The organism is Kitasatospora sp. NEAU-69 (assembly GCF_057158765.1).
The window spans coordinates 120,977-139,340 of sequence record NZ_JBWXUE010000021.1; the positions used below are offsets into that span (position 1 = coordinate 120,977).

General features: G+C 72.9%; 19 protein-coding genes. 10 read left to right on the forward strand and 9 right to left on the reverse strand.

Annotation, left to right across the window (positions count from 1 at the left end):
- Positions 1-49: 49 nt before the first annotated feature.
- Complete coding sequence (locus AC060L_RS23780; protein ID WP_483800905.1) at positions 50-1,729, reverse strand: LCP family protein; 1,680 nt, start codon at positions 1,727-1,729, stop codon at positions 50-52.
- Between the two features lie 244 nt (positions 1,730-1,973).
- Positions 1,974-2,750 carry a TIGR03089 family protein gene (locus AC060L_RS23785; protein WP_483800906.1) on the reverse strand — a complete coding sequence of 259 codons (777 nt, stop codon included), beginning with the start codon at positions 2,748-2,750 and terminating at the stop codon, positions 1,974-1,976.
- Positions 2,751-2,896: 146 nt separating this feature from the next.
- On the opposite strand from AC060L_RS23785, the gene AC060L_RS23790 reads away from it, so the two are divergent.
- Positions 2,897-4,123 (forward strand): peptidoglycan recognition protein family protein, encoded by a 1,227-nt coding sequence (locus tag AC060L_RS23790; RefSeq protein ID WP_483800907.1) that lies wholly within the window; start codon positions 2,897-2,899, stop codon positions 4,121-4,123.
- A gap of 35 nt (positions 4,124-4,158) precedes the next feature.
- Here AC060L_RS23790 and AC060L_RS23795 read toward each other — a convergent pair whose 3' ends face one another.
- The gene (locus tag AC060L_RS23795; protein WP_483800908.1) at positions 4,159-5,187 is read right to left on the reverse strand and encodes a saccharopine dehydrogenase family protein; all 1,029 of its coding nucleotides are present in this window, start codon (positions 5,185-5,187) and stop codon (positions 4,159-4,161) included.
- Between the two features lie 110 nt (positions 5,188-5,297).
- Here AC060L_RS23795 and AC060L_RS23800 point away from each other — a divergent pair, with 110 nt between their 5' ends.
- Positions 5,298-6,257, forward strand: coding sequence for a helix-turn-helix domain-containing protein (locus AC060L_RS23800; protein ID WP_483800909.1), 960 nt, complete (start codon positions 5,298-5,300; stop codon positions 6,255-6,257).
- On the opposite strand, the gene AC060L_RS23805 is transcribed toward AC060L_RS23800, so the two are convergent.
- On the reverse strand, positions 6,250-7,182 hold the full coding sequence (locus AC060L_RS23805; RefSeq protein ID WP_483800910.1) for a MerR family transcriptional regulator: 933 nt from the start codon (positions 7,180-7,182) through the stop codon (positions 6,250-6,252). The genes AC060L_RS23800 and AC060L_RS23805 overlap by 8 nt on opposite strands.
- Before the next feature lie 101 nt (positions 7,183-7,283).
- Between AC060L_RS23805 and AC060L_RS23810 the strand changes: the two genes are divergently transcribed.
- The 4 genes from AC060L_RS23810 to AC060L_RS23825 all read left to right on the forward strand — a co-directional run bounded on the left by AC060L_RS23810 (position 7,284) and on the right by AC060L_RS23825 (position 12,038).
- Complete coding sequence (locus AC060L_RS23810) at positions 7,284-8,801, forward strand: alpha/beta fold hydrolase (RefSeq protein ID WP_483800911.1); 1,518 nt, start codon at positions 7,284-7,286, stop codon at positions 8,799-8,801.
- Positions 8,802-8,845: 44 nt separating this feature from the next.
- Complete coding sequence (locus AC060L_RS23815; RefSeq protein WP_483800912.1) at positions 8,846-9,769, forward strand: DNA-3-methyladenine glycosylase family protein; 924 nt, start codon at positions 8,846-8,848, stop codon at positions 9,767-9,769.
- Positions 9,770-9,908: 139 nt separating this feature from the next.
- Entirely contained in the window at positions 9,909-10,478 is a 570-nt protein-coding gene (locus tag AC060L_RS23820) for a GNAT family N-acetyltransferase (RefSeq protein WP_483800913.1), read from the forward strand.
- 57 nt (positions 10,479-10,535) lie between these two features.
- The gene (locus AC060L_RS23825; protein WP_483800914.1) at positions 10,536-12,038 is read left to right on the forward strand and encodes a hypothetical protein; all 1,503 of its coding nucleotides are present in this window, start codon (positions 10,536-10,538) and stop codon (positions 12,036-12,038) included.
- Here AC060L_RS23825 and AC060L_RS23830 read toward each other — a convergent pair.
- The 3 genes from AC060L_RS23830 to AC060L_RS23840 are packed head-to-tail and all read right to left on the reverse strand — an operon-like array spanning position 12,035 to position 13,428.
- Entirely contained in the window at positions 12,035-12,280 is a 246-nt protein-coding gene (locus tag AC060L_RS23830) for a DUF397 domain-containing protein (RefSeq protein WP_483800915.1), read from the reverse strand. The two genes, AC060L_RS23825 and AC060L_RS23830, sit on opposite strands and share 4 nt — an antisense overlap.
- A 37-nt stretch (positions 12,281-12,317) precedes the next feature.
- Positions 12,318-12,569, reverse strand: coding sequence for a DUF397 domain-containing protein (locus AC060L_RS23835; protein WP_483800916.1), 252 nt, complete (start codon positions 12,567-12,569; stop codon positions 12,318-12,320).
- Positions 12,562-13,428, reverse strand: coding sequence for a helix-turn-helix domain-containing protein (locus AC060L_RS23840; protein ID WP_483800917.1), 867 nt, complete (start codon positions 13,426-13,428; stop codon positions 12,562-12,564). The genes AC060L_RS23835 and AC060L_RS23840 overlap by 8 nt, the downstream gene beginning before the upstream one ends.
- A gap of 193 nt (positions 13,429-13,621) precedes the next feature.
- Here AC060L_RS23840 and AC060L_RS23845 point away from each other — a divergent pair, with 193 nt between their 5' ends.
- Complete coding sequence (locus tag AC060L_RS23845; RefSeq protein WP_483800918.1) at positions 13,622-13,858, forward strand: hypothetical protein; 237 nt, start codon at positions 13,622-13,624, stop codon at positions 13,856-13,858.
- 302 nt (positions 13,859-14,160) lie between these two features.
- Positions 14,161-14,361: a hypothetical protein gene (locus tag AC060L_RS23850; protein WP_483800919.1), complete on the forward strand. Its 201-nt coding sequence runs from the start codon at positions 14,161-14,163 to the stop codon at positions 14,359-14,361.
- 20 nt (positions 14,362-14,381) lie between these two features.
- Here the strand turns inward: AC060L_RS23850 and AC060L_RS23855 are convergent, their stop codons facing one another.
- Together AC060L_RS23855 and AC060L_RS23860 are read right to left on the reverse strand one after the other, a co-directional pair.
- Entirely contained in the window at positions 14,382-15,389 is a 1,008-nt protein-coding gene (locus AC060L_RS23855) for a carbon-nitrogen hydrolase family protein (protein ID WP_483800920.1), read from the reverse strand.
- A 241-nt stretch (positions 15,390-15,630) separates the two neighbouring features.
- Positions 15,631-16,362: a GNAT family N-acetyltransferase gene (locus AC060L_RS23860; RefSeq protein ID WP_483800921.1), complete on the reverse strand. Its 732-nt coding sequence runs from the start codon at positions 16,360-16,362 to the stop codon at positions 15,631-15,633.
- Positions 16,363-16,519: 157 nt separating this feature from the next.
- Here AC060L_RS23860 and AC060L_RS23865 point away from each other — a divergent pair, with 157 nt between their 5' ends.
- Positions 16,520-17,425, forward strand: a complete 906-nt coding sequence (locus tag AC060L_RS23865) for an MBL fold metallo-hydrolase (RefSeq protein WP_483800922.1) — start codon at positions 16,520-16,522, stop codon at positions 17,423-17,425.
- A 102-nt stretch (positions 17,426-17,527) separates the two neighbouring features.
- Positions 17,528-18,355 carry an MOSC domain-containing protein gene (locus AC060L_RS23870; RefSeq protein ID WP_483800923.1) on the forward strand — a complete coding sequence of 276 codons (828 nt, stop codon included), beginning with the start codon at positions 17,528-17,530 and terminating at the stop codon, positions 18,353-18,355.
- Positions 18,356-18,364: the final 9 nt, after the last annotated feature.

An 18,364-nucleotide genomic window follows, 5' to 3' on the forward strand; every position in this document is an offset into this window, starting at 1 on the left:
CGGGGGATCAGTGCGTCGCGGGGCAGCAGGTAATCCTTTCGGGGGACTCCTACTGGTCCAGCGTGCCGGTCCAGCCCTGGACGCAGCCGGTCTCGGCGCCGGTGTGCACGGTGGCGCCGCCGGGAGCCTGGCTCGCGGTGGGGTCCGGGCTCGGCACCTCGGCGGTCGGCGTGGCGGCCGCGGGCGGCTGGTAGTCCGTGCCGAAGTCCACCACCAGGCCGTCGCCGCTACCGCCCTGCTGCACCGCCGAGTCGGGCAGGCCGAGCGCCTTGGCCACCGCCTCGGCGGCGGCCCGCTGGTCGGCCCGCGGGTAACGGACGGTGCTGGTGGTCACGCCGTCCGGGGCGCCGGTGCCGGCCGTCGCGTCGTACTGCAGGTCGGTCAGCGTCCTGGCCGCGTTGGTGGCCAGCAGCGGGGTGTCGGTGCTGTTCAGCACGGTCACCGAGACCGTGCTCGGGTCGACGGAGGCCGCCGGGGCGGAGCCGCTCGCGCCGGCGCCCGGGCTGTTGCTTGCGGCGCTGCTCGCGGTGCTGCTTGCGCTGCTGCCGGCGCTCGCGCTCGGGCTGGCGGCCGCCGTCGGTGCGCCCGAGGCGGCGCCGGCCGCCTCCGCGCCGGTGAGCGGCTTGTCGTCCCTGATCAGCGCGAAGAGCTGGTCGGCCGCCGGCTGGGTGAACGCGGCCTTGGCCCGGAACTCCGGGTTCGGGTCGTCCGGCGTGTAGTGCATCTCGGGCTGGACGAAGGCCACCGAGCCGGGGCTGATGTTCCGCAGCTCGCTGCCCAGCTCGACCAGCTTGGTGGTCCCCGCGATCGCGTCGTCCACCGTGATCGACTTGGTCGCCGCCTCGATCACCGGGAACGCCGTGGTCGGGTCGAGCAGCGTCCCGGCGCTGGTCACCTTGCGCAGCAGCGAGCTCAGATAGGCGCGCTGCATGCTGAAGCGGCCCAGCGAGCTGCCGTCCTGGACGGCCATCCGGGTCCGGACGAAGGCCAGCCCCTGCTCGCCGTCCAGGTTGTGCTGCCCGGCCGAGAGGTCCAGGTGCGACTCGGGGTCGTGGATCGGCCCGCAGAGGTTCACCGGCACCCCGCCGACCGCGTCGGTGAGGTCCTTGACGCCCTGGAAGTTGACCAGCGCGTAGTGGTCGATCTTCAGCTGGGTGATCGACTCGACGGTGCTGGTCACGCAGCCGGGGCCGCCACGGCCGAGCGACTCGTTCAACGGGCGGTGGGTGGCCGCCGGGTACACCTGGCCGGTCTGCGGGTCCTTGCACTCCGGCAGATCGACCAGGGTGTCGCGGGGCAGGCTGAGCGCGACCGCCGAGCGCCGGTCGGGGGCCACGTGCAGCAGGATGTTCACATCGTTGTTGCCGACCCCGGTGTTGTCCACGTCTCCGTACGCGCCGGCCAGGTTGGCCCGGCTGTCGGTGCCGATGATCAGGATGTTCATCGCGGTCCGGCCGGCCGTGTCGGTCGGGCCCGGAGCGGGCGGCGGGACGGCCGGATCGCCGGCCCGCAGCGGGGCGTGCTTGATGTTGGAGTCGAGGTGCTTCAGGTAGAGGTAGCCGGCGCCGCAGCTGGCCAGCATCACGCCGCCGGTGGTGAGGGCGACGGGCTTGAGCCAGCGCCGGATGCCGGACCGCTGCTGCTTGTGGGCGACGGCTCGTCCGGTGCCGCCGGCCGCGGCGGTTCCGGACGGGCCGGCGCCCGCCGGTATGCCCTCGTTCGTCGTCATCGGTTGTCCCCACCCCCTGTGGCTAGCCCAAACGTGGCTTGCCCGTACCGGGAACCTACCCCGTGGCGGGGACACTTCAGCGATTTGTTACATAACCAGAACGGTCCACCGGAACGCCTCGAACGGCCGAAAGGTGTCACTCCGGTGGCTTAAATCCGCCAGGAGTTTGGCGGGCCCCCGACCGGCCCCCCGACCGGTCGTCGCCTGATCCCTGATCCCTGACTTCTGGATCCCTGACTCGGCCTCAGCCGACCCGCAGGGTCACCCGCTCGGACTCGATCCGGGACCGCCACTGATCCTCCGTCAGCGCCGCCGAGTTCCGGCACAGCACCACCGAGGCGCCGGCCGCCAGCGGCGCGAGCAGCCCGGCCTCCAGGCCCGCCCAGCTGTCGTAGGAGAGCGTGCTGAGCACCCGCGAGCCGTGCTCCAGCCCCAGCCGGGCCGCGCCCTCGCGGGCCAGCTGCACGGTCTGCTCGCCGCTCAGCTTCAGCGGCAGCCCGTCCACCGAGGTCTCCAGCGCCGCCGCCTGCGGGTCCACCGGCGAGTACGGCGCGAAGCGGTCGCCCTGGCCGGGCACCTCGGCGGCGTAGTCGAGGAACCCGTCGGGGCGCTGCGGGAACCGCCCGCCCAGCGGGCGCAGCGCCAGCGCCACCCGTTCGCCGGAGCAGGCCTGTGCGGCCTCCAGCCCCTCCGGGCCGCTGACCACCAGCTGCGCCTCGGCCGGGTCGCCGGCCGGCGCCGCGGTCACGCCCACCGACCAGCAGGCCAGCAGCCAGACCGCGGTCTGCCAGTGCGCCGGCAGCAGCAGCGCGGCCCGGTCGTCGGGGCCCGCGTTCAGCTCGTCCTGCAGCAGGTTGGCGGTCTTGGCGACCCAGTTGTCGAAGGTCTTCACGGACAGTTCGACCCGTTCCCCCGAGAGGTCGTCATAGAACGTGACGAGGGGGCGGGCAGGGTCCTCACCGAGGGCGGCTCGCAGCAGCTCGGCGGGGGTACGGGCGTCGGCAGCGAATGGCGCAGTCATGGTGCTTCCAAATGTACGGCCTGGCGGGGATCGGAGGGGAGAGGGGCCCGCGCCCGGCCGCACGGTGCTGACCTTGTCGAATACCCGTCAGAAACCGTGTCGGGGACGGGTGGCGAGCTCGGCGGTCAGCATCCATCATCCGATTTATGCGGATTTCACTCGCCTCCCTGATCGGTACCGGCTGCGCCGCGGCGCTGCTGCTGCAGGCCACCGCCTCTCACGCCGTCCCCACGGCAGCGGCGTCCCCCTCGCCACGGCCGGCCCACGTCAGCACGCTGGCGTTGGAGCCGCTCGCCGCCGTCACCCGCTCGGCGGGTGGCGCGGCCCGCGGCCTGACCGCCCGCGGCACCACCGGATTCTCACTCCTCGGCGTCAGCTGGGACGACCCGGGCGCCGTGCTGCACGGCACCGTCCGGGTCCGGACCCACGCGGCGGGCCACGGCGGCTGGAGCGACTGGCGCGAGCTGGTCGCCGACTCGGAGGACCAGCCGGACCCCGCCGAGCGCACCGGCCCACGGGCCCGCGGTGCGACCGCGCCGCTCTGGGTCGGGCCCAGCGACGGCGTCCAGGTCCGGGTCGCGGGCGGTGGGTCGCTGCCGTCCGGACTGCGGGTCGAGCTGGTCGACCCGGGCGAGGGCCGGGTGGCCGACGCGCCGGTCGAGCTCCCCGCCGAGCCGGCCGCGCAGGCCCGCCCCGATGCCGCGGCCGGCGTCCCGTTCGCCCGTCCGGTGGCCGGCCGGGTGCTGCCCGCCGCGCCGCGCGACCATTCGGCCCCCCGCCCCGGCATCGTCACCCGGGCCGGCTGGGGCGCCGACGAGTCGCTGCGCGAGCCGGGCTTCGTCTACACGGGCGACGTCCGGGTCGTCTTCGTGCACCACACCGACACCGGCAACGACTACGCCTGCTCCGACAGCCCCAAGATCATCCGCTCGATCTACCAGTACCACGTGGTGAGCAACGGCTGGCGCGACATCGGCTACAACTTCCTGGTCGACCGCTGCGGCACCATCTTCGAGGGCCGAGCGGGAGGCGTCGCCCAGCCGGTGCTCGGCGCGCACACGCTCGGCTTCAACACCGACTCCTCGGGCGTGGCGGCGATCGGCACCTACCAGGACGCCACCCCGCCGGACGCGCAGATCGGCGGCATCGAGAAGATCGCCGCCTGGAAGCTCGGCCTGACCGGCCAGAACGCGCTCGGCCACGCCACCCTGACCTCCGCCAGCGACGGCAGCCTCTACCCCGCCGGCACCTCGCACACCTTCGACGCCATCTCCGGCCACCGCGACGCCTTCGCCACCGACTGCCCGGGCGACGACCTGTACTCCCGCCTCGGCGACATCCGCAACTGGTCCGCCCACCTCCAGGGCCGCTAGCCCGCACCCGCACCCCGCTCCCTGGAGCTGCCCTGCTACGCGGGCAGTTCCAGGGAGATGTGCGAGGAGAGTGCGCGGAGGAAGTCGGGCGCGTCGAAGATCTCGCCGGCGGAGGCGACGCCGACCGCCTTGGTCCGTCCCGTGAGGACGCGGTCAACCGCCTCCACCACGAGTGGCGCGGTGACGGCGTAGATGTCCTGGCCCCTTGCCACGGCGCGCCGCTCGGTCTCGCCGGAGCGCACCACCACGTCGACGAGGAAGGTCTGTGCGGACCGACCGGCTGCGTCGACCGCGGCCGGCGTCGGCGTCTCCGGGGCCGACACCTGCCTGGCTGCCTCGACCGTCATGTAGGTGCGCACCTCGGGGATGGCGAGGTGGCTGGGCACGGTGATGACGTCGGCCATGGTGAACTCCGCGATGACGGCCCGGGCTCCCATCGGCTCGGGGAAGGCCCACTCCACGGTCGACGGGTCGTCATGGCGCTTCTCCAGCTGCCCCTTCGTGAAGACGAGGCGTCCGCCGCCCCGCCGTTCCCGGGAGACCGCACCCGCCGTCCGCGTTCCGGCGGTGGGGTGCCAGCTGTTCAGCCCGTACGCGATGTGCGCCTCGTCGGCCGCCGTCCAGTCGCCCATCGCCGCGGTGACCAGCAGGTCCCCGAGGCCGCCGTAGAAGGCCATCGCCGGGACGATCACCACTCCTGCGGCGCGGGCACGGTCGGTGAAGTGCGTGAACGTGTCGGAGTTGGCCTCCAGCTCGGCCGCCACGTCCAGGTACGGGATCCCGGCGCGCAGTGCCGCCTCGATCAGCGGGGCGGCCGTGGTGGCGAAGGGCCCGGCGCAGTTGATCACGGCCGCCGCACCGGCCAGCGCGAGGTCGAGCGAGGCCGGGTCATCGACCGACGCCGGGCGGGCGTCGAAGCCGGTCTCGGCCGCCAGCGCGCTCAGCTTGTCGGCGTCGCGGCCGGCGAGGACCGGGACGAACCCGCGATCCCGCAACTGCGCCACCACGAAGCGCCCGGTGTGCCCGTACGCGCCGAACACCGTCACTGTGAGTCCCGTTGCCATGGTCTTCCCCGTACTCGAAACGATCTGCTGTGGTCTGTCACGGACATCCTGACGATCGCGGGCACCCCGCGGTGAGTATCCGAAACGCCATCACCCATACAGTTCCGGACATGGGAACCGTCGCGCTGGCCGTCACCGACGGCATGCTGCATCTCGAACTGGCCATGGCGTGCGATGTCTTCGGCGCCGATCTGACCGGTGTGGCCGACCCCTGGTACCGCTTCTCCGTCTGCGGGCCGAGCGCCGTGCGGGTCGGCCGGTTCCGGGTGGAGCCCGATCACGGACTCGACCGGCTCGCGCATGCCGACACCGTGATCGTCCCGGGCTGGGCCGACGTCGACGTGGATCCGCCCGCCGAGCTGCTGGAGGCGGTCCGCGCGGCCCACCAGGCCGGCGCGCGCGTGGCATCGCTCTGCACCGGCGCGTTCGTGCTGGCCGCCGCCGGCCTGCTGGACGGACGGCGTGCGACCACGCACTGGGCACACACCGGGGCCCTGGCCGCCCGCTACCCGCGCGTGACGGTCGACCCGGACGTGCTCTACGTGGACAACGGCAGCGTGCTCACCTCCGCCGGCAAGGCGGCCGCGATGGACCTGTGCCTGCACCTGGTCCGCCTCGACCACGGCTCGTCGGTCGCCAACACCCTCGCCCGCCGCCTGGTCGTGCCGCCGCACCGGGACGGTGGCCAGGCCCAGTTCATCACCACCCCGGTCCCCGAACCGGGCAACCACCCGCTCGCCGAGCTGTTCCCCTGGGTGATCGAACGGCTGGACCGTCCGCTGACCGTGGAGGACCTGGCCCGCCAGGCGCGGATGAGCTCGCGCAACCTGGGCCGCCACTTCAAGTCGGTGACCGGCACCACCCCACTGCAATGGCTGCTGGTCCAACGGATCCGCCACGCCCAGGAGTTGCTGGAGACCACCGACGACCTCATCGACACCGTCGCGGCGGCCACCGGCCTGGGGACGGCCACGACGCTGCGCCGGCACTTCAACCGCACGGTCGGCGTGCCACCGGACACCTACCGCCGCACCTTCCGCGCGCGGACCCGCCCCGCCCCGCTCAGCTGAGCTGCGCTGCCAGGGCCGCGCACAGCCAGTCGTGAGTGGCCCCGGGCGTGGGCACGAGGGTCCCGTCGCCCGGCCCGGCGAGCTCCGCCACGAGCTGCCAGTAACGGTCGATCCGCGGATCCGCAGCCAGCTGCCTGCTGAGCCCCAGCCGCAGCCCAGGCGTGTCCCGCACCCCGCGCGAGTCGGCGTACGCGGCGACGAAGCAGTCGAGCGCCTCACCCGCCTCCGGCGCCCGCCGCGCCCGCAGCTGCGCCGCGGCCAGCCCGTACGCCTCGATCAGCCCCTGGTAGAGCACCTCCGGCCGGTACCCCAGCTCCCGTCGGTGCGCCGCGGGCTGCCCCCGGTCGGCGTCCGTGCGTCCGTCACAGCTGCCGGTGACGAGGGCGTGCAGCCGGGCGAACGCGATCACCTGGTCCGGGGTCGGATCCGCCGGCGGCTGCGGGACGGCGTGGTCGAGGAACGTGGAGACAAGTCGGGCCGGCATCCGCGCGGGCAGCCAGGCCCGCCAGAACCGCGCCAGCGCGGCCGTGCTGGGCGGCGCGGCCACCGCGCCGACGAGCCGCAGCCGGTCGGCGCGCTCCTCGCTGCTGCAGTCCCTGAGCGACTGGAGCGCGGCCTCCCGCCAGCGCAGCGCGGCCATCCGTGAGCCGAGCTCCTGCAACTGCCCGGCGATGACGTCCTCCAGCACGTCGTCCATCGCGTCCTCCTGGCCGAGGACCCGGCCGAGCACCCGGCCGATCTCCGGGACCGGCAGGTCGAGGGCGCGCAGCGAGCGGATCAGGCGGAGCCGGTCGAGCGCCTCGGCGCCGTACCGGCGATGGCCCCCGGCGCTGCGCCCGGCCTCCGGCAGCAGGCCGCGGTCCGAGTAGAAGCGGACGGTCTTGACGGTGACGCCGGCCTGTTCGGCGAGCTCTCCGATGCTCAATGTGCTGTCGGGTATCAAGGCTTGAACCTCCCTCAGGGGGAGTTCCTACCGTACCGGTGAACGTACCGAGCCCGACCGGATCATCAGAGGAGAAGACGATCATGACGGCGATCACGACGACGGCGTTCGTGCTGGTGCCGGGCAGTCACACCGGCGGCTGGATCTGGCAGCAGACGGCCGACCGGCTGGAGCAGTCGGGAGCCGAGGCGCACCCGGTGACCCTCACCGGCATGGGAGACGGCCACCGCCCGGCCGACTCCGACCCGGGCTCCGACCCGGACCTCGACACGCACATCGAGGACCTGCTGCGGCTGATCGACCGGATCGACGCGCCTGAGGTGGTGCTGGTCGGCCACGACTACGGCATCCACCCCGCCTGGGGCGCCGCCGCCCGGCGTCCGGAGCGGATCGCCCGGATCATCCACGTGGACGTGGGCCTCCCGCTGGACGGCGAGCCGGCCGTCGAGCTGGTGCCCGACCGGACGATCCTCGACCGGCTGGGCGACCGGCAGTTGCCGCCGCCCGCCCTCGACCAGTGGCAGCGGTGGGGCAGCACCGCCGGCGTCCCCGCCGAGGCGCTCGCCCGGCTCACCCGCCTCGCCGTGCCGCAACCGCGCGGCACCCTCACCCAGCCGCTGCGCCTCTCCGGGGCCGCCGCCGGGCTGCCGACGACCGGGCTGCTCTGCACCGCCAACGGCGCGACCATCGCCGTGGTCGAGGCCATGGTGCGGCTCGGCCACCCGCGCTTCCAGCCGCTCGCCGACCCGCGCGTGACGTTCTTCGAACTCGACACCGGGCACTGGCCGATGCTCTCCGCCCCGGCCGAGCTGGCCGAGCTGCTCCTGCGCGCGGCCGCAGGGGAGGGCCACCGAGTTGCCGTGAAGTCGGACGGGCCGCCGCCCCACCTCCGCCCGTTCCTGCTGGACCCGCCGGAGCGGCCGCGCGAGCGCCTGGAGCACATCGATCTCCACCTGCCCGACATCGACCGCCCGGCCCCGGCCGTGCTGCTCGTGCACGGCGGTCCCGTTCCCGCCGGCGTCCGGCCCACGCCACGCGACTGGCCGGGCTTCGTCGGCTACGGCCGCTACCTGGCCGGCCTCGGCGCCGTCGGCGTGACGCTGGACCACCGACTTCACAACGTCGGCGAGGCCGACTTCCAGCGCGCGGCGGACGATCTGGCGGCGGCCGTCGAGCTCGTCCGAGCCGATCCGCGCGTCGATGCGGACCGCATCGCGCTCTGGGGCTTCTCCGCCGGCGGGCTGCTGCTGGCGGACTGGCTCGCCGCGCCGCCGCCGTGGCTGCGCTGCGTGGCCGCGACCTACCCCGCGCTGGCGCCGCTGCCGCCCTGGGGGCTCACCGACCCCCGGTTCCGCCCGGCCGACGCGGTGCGCGCCGCCGGCCGCCTGCCGATCGTGCTGACCCGGGTGGAGCTGGACCGTCCCGAGATCGCGGCGACGGCCGAGCAGTTCCTGGCCGCCGCCGGGGAGTGCGATGCAAACGTCGAGGTGATCGACGTCCAGGGCGGCCACCACGGGTTCGAGACCATCGACCACACCGAGCCGGCCCGGCAGGCCGTCGCCCGCGCGGCCGCCTCGGTGCTGGACCACCTGCGGAGCTAAGGCCGTCCCGCTCTGCTGTCTCACTGGCGCGGCAGACTGGGCGGGTGACCGACAACCCCATCGAACGCGTGTGGCTCCCCGGCTACCCGCTCGACCTGCACCACACCCTCGCCCCGCTGCGCTACGGACCGGGCGACCCCGCCTGCCGCACCACCGGCGACGGCGCGGTCTGGCGCACCTCGCGCACCCCGGCGGGCGCGGGCACGCTGCGCATCGTCGCGCGGTACGGCGAGGTGCGGGCGCAGGGCTGGGGGCCGGGGGCGGGCTGGCTGCTGGAGCGACTGCCGGTGATGCTGGGCGACACCGACAACCCGTCAGACCTGCCGCCGCTCCCGCCCGGCCGGGTGCGTGAGGCCCAGCACGCGCACCCGGGCCTGCGGCTCTGCCGGACCGGCCTGGTGATGGAGTCGCTGATCCCGGCCGTCCTGGGCCAGAAGGTCACCTCGGACGAGGCGTACCGCGCCTGGCGCCTACTGCTGCGCGACTTCGGCACGCCGGCGCCGGGCCCGGCCGCCGAGCTGGGCATGCGGCTGCCGCCGTCCGCCCGGGAGTGGACGCTGATCCCGTCCTGGGAGTGGCACAAGGCGGGCGTGGACCCGCAGCGCTCGGCCACCATCCAGCGCGCGGTCCGGCTCGCGCCCCGGCTGGAGGAGGCGTCCGGCCTCGCGCACGCGCAGGCGTACGCCCGCCTCACCGTCGTCCCGGGCATCGGCGAGTGGACGGCGGCCGAGACGCTCCAGCGCAGCAACGGCGACCCGGACGCCGTCTCGGTCGGCGACTACCACCTCAAGAACATCGTCGGCTGGGCCCTGGCCGGCCGCCCCCGCTCGGATGACGCCGAGATGCTGGCGCTGCTGGAGCCGTACGCCGGCCACCGGCACCGGGTCTGCCGGTTGATCGGCCTCACCGGCCTGCGCCCGCCCAAGTACGGCCCGAGGCTGAGCCCGAACGATCACCGATCGAGGTGAGGCCGACCGGCCGACTGATCGGTGAGTGGCAAATCCGATTGCCGGAGCGCGGGACGGGCGCGCAGAATCGCTGGCGTGATCCCTCAACGTCGCGACCGCCACCGTCCGGACACCGCCACACACGTTGAGGATCACTGCCTTGAGCTATGTCATACGTGAGTACACCCCCACCGACGAGACCGGCTGGCTGCGCTGCCGGGTGCTCTCGTTCCTGAGCACCGCCTACTTCGACGATGTCCTGACGTCCAAGCCCGTGGTCCCCGGGCCAGGCTTCGAGCTGGTGGCGGTGGAGGAGTCCGGTGCCGTCGTCGGGATCATGGACGTCACCGTCGAGGGCGAGCTGGCGACCGTCGACACCGTCGCCGTCCACCCCGACCATCAGCACGGGGGCATCGGCCGCGCCCTGCTCGCCGAGGCCCGGAGCCGCCTCGGAGCGCTCGGCGTGCCGACGCTGGACGCCTGGACCAGGGACGATCCGGACACGCTGCGCTGGTACCGGGCCATGGGCTTCGCGGAGAGCGAGCACTACCTCCACGTCTACGCGAACTTCTACACCGACGCCGCCGAGCCGGACCGGGCCATCGCCGAACGGCGCCCGGGGCTGCGGCCGATGATCGCCTTCCTGCACGCCAACCTGCGGGACGAGGCGACGATGCGTGAGCAGTTCGCCCGCGTGCACGTCTGCCGCCGCTTCGCCTTGGCGCCCTGAGCCGGCGTCGCGTCCGGCCCACACCGGGCGCTCAGGACTCGCGGTTACCATCCACGGATGAGGAGCACCGGCGAGCCGGGGCGGTCGCTGCCGTCCCCACCTGCACCGACGTGGTGGCGGACGCGCTGCGCGGCGCTCGTCCTGGTCGGGCTCGCCATGCTGCTGGCCGCTGCCGTTCGCCTCCCCCTGCTGCACCTGCCGCTGGATCCGGACGAGGGCGGCTACGCCTACCTGGCGGCGAAGTGGGCGGGCGGCGCGCGCCTGTACTCACCCGCCGCCTGGGTCGACCGGCCGCAGGGGCTGATGCTGCTCTTCCGGCTGGTGACCGACCTGTCGTACTCCGCGACGGCGCTTCGGGTCGGCGCGGTGGTCGCCGCCGTCGTCCTCACCGCCGGGGCGGCGGGGGCGGCCTGGGCGCTGGCGGGGCGGCGGGCAGCGGTCGTGGCCGGGCTGCTCGTGGCGGTGGTCAGCGCCGGACCGTACGTCGAGGGCTACGAGTTCAACGGCGAGCTGATCGGGTCGGCGGTGGGCACGGTGGGCGTCGCGCTGGCCTTCTGGTGGCAGCGACGCGCGGCCCCGGCGCGCTGGCTGGTGCCGGTCGGGGTGCTCTGCGGCGTCGCGCCGTTGATCAAGCAGTCCGCAGTGGATTCGCTGGTGGCGTTGGCCGCCGTCGCCGCGATGGCCACCGGGCGACGGGCCCGCGCGCTGATCGCGGCGGGCGCGGGCGCGGCGCTCCCGCTGGCGGCCGCGGCCGTGCACGGTGCGGTGACCGGCTGGTCCGACTGGTACTTCGCGGTTGTCGGCTTCCAGAGCGCGATCGCGGCGACCAGCGGACCGGGGGCCCGGCTCGGCCCGGACTGGCAGACGTTCCTGCACGTCGCGCCGGACCTGCTCGGGCTGGTCGTGGTCGGCCTGCTCGGCTGCGTGACGGTGCTGGTCGCGCGGAACCGCCGCCTGCCGCTGCTGCTCTGGTGCGCCGCTGCCGTGGCGGCGGTGCTCGGCGGGCCGTACGCGCATCCGCACTACTGGGTCCAGACGATCGCCCCGCTCGCGGTGCTCGCCGCCGTGGCGGTGACCCGGCTGCCGATGCGCGTGCGTCCGGGCGGCGGCCGCGCGCTGGTGTCCGTTGCGCTGGTGGCGGCCGCTGTCGCGGGCCCCCTCGTGGTCCAGGTCGAGCTGGCGACGAAGACACCGGAGCAGCGGGTAGCCAGCGTCATCAAGGACCAACGCCTGCTGGTGAACGGGCAGATCGCGAGGTGGCTGCGGACCAACACCGCGCCCAGCGACACTGTTTTCGCGTTCACCGCCTCCGCAGATCTGTACTTGCTCGCCGACCGTTCGACGGGTTTCCCCTACCTGTGGAACTCGGCGTTCCAGGCCATCCCGTCCGCCGGCCCGAGACTGGCCGCCTGGCTCGACGGGGCTGTGGGACCGCGCTGGGTGGTCCTCTACGACCCGCCGAGTTCGTTCGACCCCTCGGGCCGGCTGCAGGGGATCGTGGATCACCGGTACAGCCCGGCCGCGGTCGTCGATGGCGTGACGATCCTGCGGCGGGACTAGGGGAGGAGGTTCTGCTGGCCGTCCTGGATGGCGCGGGTGTAGGCGGTGTACTCGGCGATGGTCCAGTAGAGCTTGGGGCCCTCGGGGTCGGTGGAGTCGCGCATGGCGTAGCCCGCGATGGCACCGGAGATGAGGATGGGGGTTACCTCGACGCACTCGCCGCTGTTGTCCTGGCCGCTCCGGTCGGACTTGTGCCAGACGTTGTCGGAGAGATCGGCAGCGCGGAGCAGGCTCTTGTCCATGTCATTTCTCCTTGGGCTCTACAGACCCCCGACGAGCTCAGTTGAGGGGGAGGAGGTTCTGCTGGCCGTCCTGGATGGCGCGGGTGTAGGCGGTGTACTCGGCGATGGTCCAGTAGAGCTTGGGGCCCTCGGGGTCGGTGGAGTCGCGCATGGCGTAGCCCGCGATGGCACCGGAGACGAGGATGGGGGTTACCTCGACGCACTCATCGCTGCCGCCGTTGCCACTCAGGCGGGACTTGTGCCAGACGTTGCTGGAGAGGTCTGCGGAGCGGAGCGCGCGCTTATCCATGTCGAATGTCCTTGATCACGTTTTCGATTAGTGCCGCTGACTCTAGTGGTGTAGCCGCGAACCCGGCCATGTAGTCATAGTGTCGGCGCGCATATCGCACGGTCTTTGGGTCCTCTGAGAAGGCCATGCCACCTGCGATATCAGCGTGCCGGATGCTTGGTTCACTCGCGAAGTCGAAGAGCGAGAAGGGCGACGGCACGCTCGCTGCCACGGGAGCTTCCTTCGGGATGACACGGATAGTGATGTTGGGCCGTGCGGACATCTCCAGCAGATGGGTCAACTGCGTCCGCATCACCTCCGGGCCGCCAGGGTTCTCGCGTAGGACCCCCTCGGTGATCAGGGTGTCCAGGACGAGCGGTCGCTGTCGCGTGAGCACTGCGCTTCGGCGGTGACGAACCTCGGCGCGCATGCTCGTCAGGGACTTGCCGAACTCCAGCTCTTGGAAGCGAAACAGCGCACTGATGTAGTCCGGCGTTTGGAGGAGGCCGGGAACGGAGCCGCTGGCGTAGAACCAGAGCTTCTCCGCGATGTCCTCCAGCTCGATCAGGCGCACCAGCTCCTTCGACAGGTCTGGGTACTCCGCCCACCAGACCGCCGCGGCCTCCTGTGCCCTGAAGTACAGCGCCTCCATTGCCGCGCGCGTCTTCGCATCGACCTTGTACAGCTTCAGCATGATGGTGAGCTGACGGGCCGTCGGCCACTGTCCGCCGCGCTCGATCACCGACACGAGGTCACGGCTCTTGCCGATCGCCTCGCCGACAGCCTTCTGCGTCACGCGCGGCTTGGTCGCCTCGCGGAGCTGTTGCAGCTGCCGTCCGTAGGCACGCAGCGACCGGGCCGCTTCCGGGTTGATCGACACGCGTCCCCTCCCAGGCTGTGGATCTCGTTCCGGAGAAGAAGCGTATCTCCCAAGCGAGTTCAGCGGGTCACTCACAAGAGTGAAGTGCTGGCTCTTTCGCGCGAAAACCTTGCGATAGGCAGTCGCGCGACCCACACTCGTTCTCACCAGTCGAATCCGGCTGACCACGCTAAGTAGTAGCGAGGAGCTGACCATGGTCGACCCCGTCGAAACCCCCCTCCCCACCGAGCAGCAAGCCGCCACCGCCGCAGCCGACTTCATCGCCACGCTCGGCGAAGGCGGCATCCTCCTCCCCTCCGTCGGCGTCGACTGGCCGCTCGTCACCGGCGCCTATCTCGTCACGCTCGGTCGGGCCCGTCCCGACGTCGTCTCCGCCATCACCGCGCTGCTCCGCGAAGGACTGAACGCCCGTGACCAGCAGAAGAGTTGAAACCGATCACGACCGACAGCTCCGCGAAGCCCGCGCGGCCGCCGAGCGGGCCGCCGACTCGATGGTGGACGCCCTGGCGCTGGCTGTGCTCCCGCCCATCGCCGGTCTCGCGGCCTGCCGCATCACCGTCACGCCGTACGGCGTCCACATCGAGCTCGGCGGCTGCGGGGTCCACGCGCTCCAGTCGCTCGCCGACTACGTCGCTGCTCACGCGCGTTGCGAGGGCCGTGTCGTCCCGGGCCGTGACGTGCCCGCTTGGTTGGCCGAACTGTCCGCTGTGCAGCACGAATTGAGGTCGAGTAATGACCGCCAGGCGCAAGAGTCTGATGACCCTGCGGGTGTACCGGATCACCAGCACCGGCAAGCGGAAGCAGCTCTCCCGCTGCACCGTCCGCCTCGGGGAGCCCTACCAGCGCCCGATCACCATGGCCTGGCCCCCGTGCGCGTGCCCCCGCTGCCTCCCGCCGCAGGAGCAGCCGGCCCAGCCCGTTGACCAGGCGTGACCGGCCGCCCCTATCGCCCTCTAGAACGCGGCGCGGTCCTCGCTGCGCGGGTCGGTCACGAAGTGCGGGTCGTAGACGCCCTCGCGCGCGGTGCGCCGCCACGGGCGGGCGAGGTGGACGGCGACCTCGACGTCCTCCGCACTGTCATCGAGGTCGACCACCACCATGCCGGCCGTCCCGTCCGCCGGACCGCGGGCCAGCCACTGCCCGCTCGGCGCGATCACGCCCGACGGCGCACTCGTGCCGTACTGCGCGGGCACCGCGAAGCTCACCCAGTAGCCGTTGGTCGCCGCGTGCCCCTGCGCCTCGGTGGCGAAGACGCCGCCGTCGCCCGGTGCGCCACCCGTCGAGGAGAAGAGCACGCAGTCGACGTCGAGCCGCTCGTACTCGCCGAACAGCTCGGGAAAGTGCACCTCCATGCCGAGCAGGCAGCCGAACCGCACGCCGTCCACCTCGAAGGTGACCGGCGTCGAGCCCGGCGTGTAGAGGTGCGAGACCTTGGTGTTGGAGAGCAGGCGCTCGTCGTAGCGCGTGACCACCTTCCCCTGGTCGGAGATCACGTACAGGCTGTTGTGCGGCCGGTGCGGCGCGGTCAGCCGGTGCACCGAGCCGAGCACCACCCAGAGGCCGAGCTCGCGCGCCAACTCCGCTGTGGTGCCGAGCTCCTGGTGCAGCACGTGCCACGCGAACCGGTCCCAGTCCGCGGCGCCGACCTGCTCCGGGCCGTCCGCGGAGAGCAGTCGCTTGTGGGGCGCGCAGGTGGCGCCCTCGGGGAAGTGCACGACCCGTGCGCCGGCCGCCCGCGCCTCGCGCATCAGCTGGCGCAGGTCGCGCCCGCTCTCGCGGAACTCGGCGGCGCTGCGCGGATCCTCGCGGACGATCGTCTGCGCCACCGCGAGCCGGACGCGCTTGGGCCCGAGACGGGCCGCGCGCGTCGGACGGAGGCGATGCAGGGCCGTCGTGTAGGACTCGCCGGTCTTGGCGGCGCGGGCGCGCACCAGTCGCTTGAAATGCTTGTTCGCGGTCATCGCTCTGTTGGCCTTCCACGCCCCGAACGGAGTCCCCCGGCAACCACGTCCGAGACGCTCGGACCATGCGGACAGCAGCCTGAGACAACAGCCCCTTTGCCTCCGTATGAGACCGCGCCGGGGGCGGTCGGGGGAGGTTGGGCGTAGGCCACGCCGCTAGCCAGACTGCCCGTGACCACCGGCCACTGTCAACCGCCATCGACCCGCAGTGCGCAGCGCGCCCTCCGCCACCACGGCGAGGTCAGGACAGGTGCAGCCACCAGGTGATGCCCTCCCCGATCCGGGTGAACCCGCAGCTGGAGTAGAGCAGTTCCCCCTCGGGCGTCGCGTTCAGCACCGCGTGCGTGGCCCCGGCCTCACCCGCCGCGGCACAGACCGCCCGCAGCAGCCCGGTGCCCAGGCCACGGCGGCGGAACGACTCCCAGACCGCCATGTCGAACACCCCGGCCAGCTCCCCGCCCGACGCCGCGTCCAGGAACGACCAGGCCCGACCGGCGAACCGCCGGGAACCAGGACCGTGGGGATCCCGGGTGTAGGCCGCGGCGTACCAGGCACCCGCCCCCGGCAGCCGTGTCAGCGCCAACTGCGCCCGATAGTCGGCGAACTCCCCGCCGTAGTCCTCGGAATCCTGCTGCAACTGGATCCGCGCATCGGGCTCGCCGCGCAGCCCGGCGATCGGCGCCGTCATCCACCACGGCGCCCAGCCCCGTTGGAACCCGGCGTCGGCCAGCGCCCCGGCGTCGACGTCCGTGGAGAGCCAGGCCCCGACCACGGGGACCCCGGCCCGCCGCGCCCGCTCGACGCCGCGCGCCACGGCATCGGACGGCAGTGAGCGGGGGAACAGCAGGTTCTGGCCGTCGGGCCCATCGACCCAGGTCAGCGGGCCGTCCGTCCACACCTGCCCGCCCAGCGCCTCGGCCCGGGTGCGGAACCAACTCGTCTGGACCTGCTCGCAGTCGGCCACGGTTATCACCGAACGATCCTGACAGCCCACCATCGGGCCGAGCAAGGTCAGAGCAGCGGCCGGTCGTAAGTACAAGACCCGTTCCCTCTTCCACTTTCCGGACGCTGCCAGGTACTCCTGAAGGTGAGCGCCCGGTCGGCGGGCGCTCGACGGACGGGAGATTCCCATGAGCGACGAACGGGATGTGCGTGACGAAGGATTCGAGAACGGCTGGCGGGTGGACGAGCGCTGCACGAACTGCGACGTCGCCCGCCAGCTCGCCCCCGGCCTGATCGGCGAGGTGGATCGCCGCTCGGTCGTCCTGCGCCAGCCGGAGAGCGAGACCGAGAGCAGGCTGCTGAACGCCGCCGCGCACGCCTGCCCGACCCGGTCGATCCGGCCCCCGGCCGGGCGGCTGGATCCGGCGCTCGACCCGTTCCCGATGGCCCTGGACGACACCGTGCACCTGTGCGGACACAACTCCACGCACACCGCCGGGGCCAACTCCTACCTGCTGCGCCGCCCCGACGGCACCGTGATGATGGTGGACACGCCGCGCTGGAGCGCCTCGCTGGCCACGCGGTACGAGGCGCTGGGCCGCGTCACCGATGTCCTGCTCACCCACCGTGACCACGCCGCGCACGGCCGCCGGTACGCCGACCACTTCGGCGCCCGGCTGTGGATCCACGAGGGCGACCTCGCCGCCGCCCCGGACGCCGATGTCGTCCTGCGCGGCACCGAGCCGACCGAGATCGCCGACGGGGTGACCGCCCTCCCGCTCCCCGGGCACACCCAGGGCAGCGTGCTCTACCTCGCGGACGGGCGGTACTGCTTCAGCGGCGACAGCTTCTACTGGTCACGCACGACGGCGGACATCGAGGTGGCCGAGAGCGTCACCTGGTACTCCATCGAGGTGCTGGCCGACTCGCTGGCCCGGACCGCCGACCTGCTGCGCTTCGAGTGGCTGCTGCCGGGCCACGGCGACCGCCGGCGCCTGCCCGCCGACGAGATGGCCGAGCGGGTCCGCCGGCTCACCGCGCGCACCCGGGAACTCCGGCCCCGCCCGGTCGACTTCACCGCGCTGCGCTGGTAGTGGCCGGGTCGTCCCTAAACTCGCGTGTGAGTCCGGGGGCGTTCCTGGAGAATGTCCGCGATCCGCGCGACCGGTGCGGTGGACCGGCAGCGGGGGCGGCATATGAGCAGGGTTCTTGAGCTGACGTACTACCCCGTCAAGGGGTGTGCGGGCATCTCGGTGGACACGGCGGTGGTGGGACCGGCCGGTCTCGCGCACGACCGGAGTTTCATGGTCGTCGGCGAGGACGGCGTCTTCCGCAGCCAGCGGCGCGATCCCAGGATGGCGCTGATCCGCCCCGAGATCGACGCGGCCGGGGAGCACCTGCTGCTCCGCGCAACCGGCGTGGAGTCGGTCGGCATCGCGGTGGACACCGTCGCGGCCCGGCGTGACGTCGAGCTGTTCGGCAACCCCTACCAGGGCATCGACCAGGGCGAGCCGGCCGCCGAGTGGCTGTCGGCGGTGCTGGGCGCGCCGAGCCGGCTGGTCCGGGTGCCGCCGGAGCACGGGCGAGTGACCGACGGCCGGATACCGGGCACCTCCGGCTACGCCGACAGCTGCGCCGTGCACATCGTCTCCCGCTCCGCCCTGGACCAGCTGAACGAGCGGCTGGCCGAGCGCGGTGCGAAGCCGCTGCCGATGGACCGCTTCCGCCCGAACATCGTGGTCCCCGGCTGGGACGAGCTGCATGCCGAGGACCGCGCGGACCGCCTCACGATCGGTGACGTCGAGCTGGGCTACGCGAAGTTGGCCATTCGCTGCGCCGTGACGATGGTCGACCAGGAGGCCGGGACGAAGGACGGCCCCGAACCGCTCCGCACGCTCGCCGACTACCGCCGGGCGGCGCAGGGCGGCGTCGCCTTCGGTTCGAAGTTCGTCGTGCTGCAGCCGGGCAAGCTGTCCGTCGGCGACGAGGTCCGTGTCACCTCCTGGGCCGAGTCCGAGCTGTAGCCCGGTACG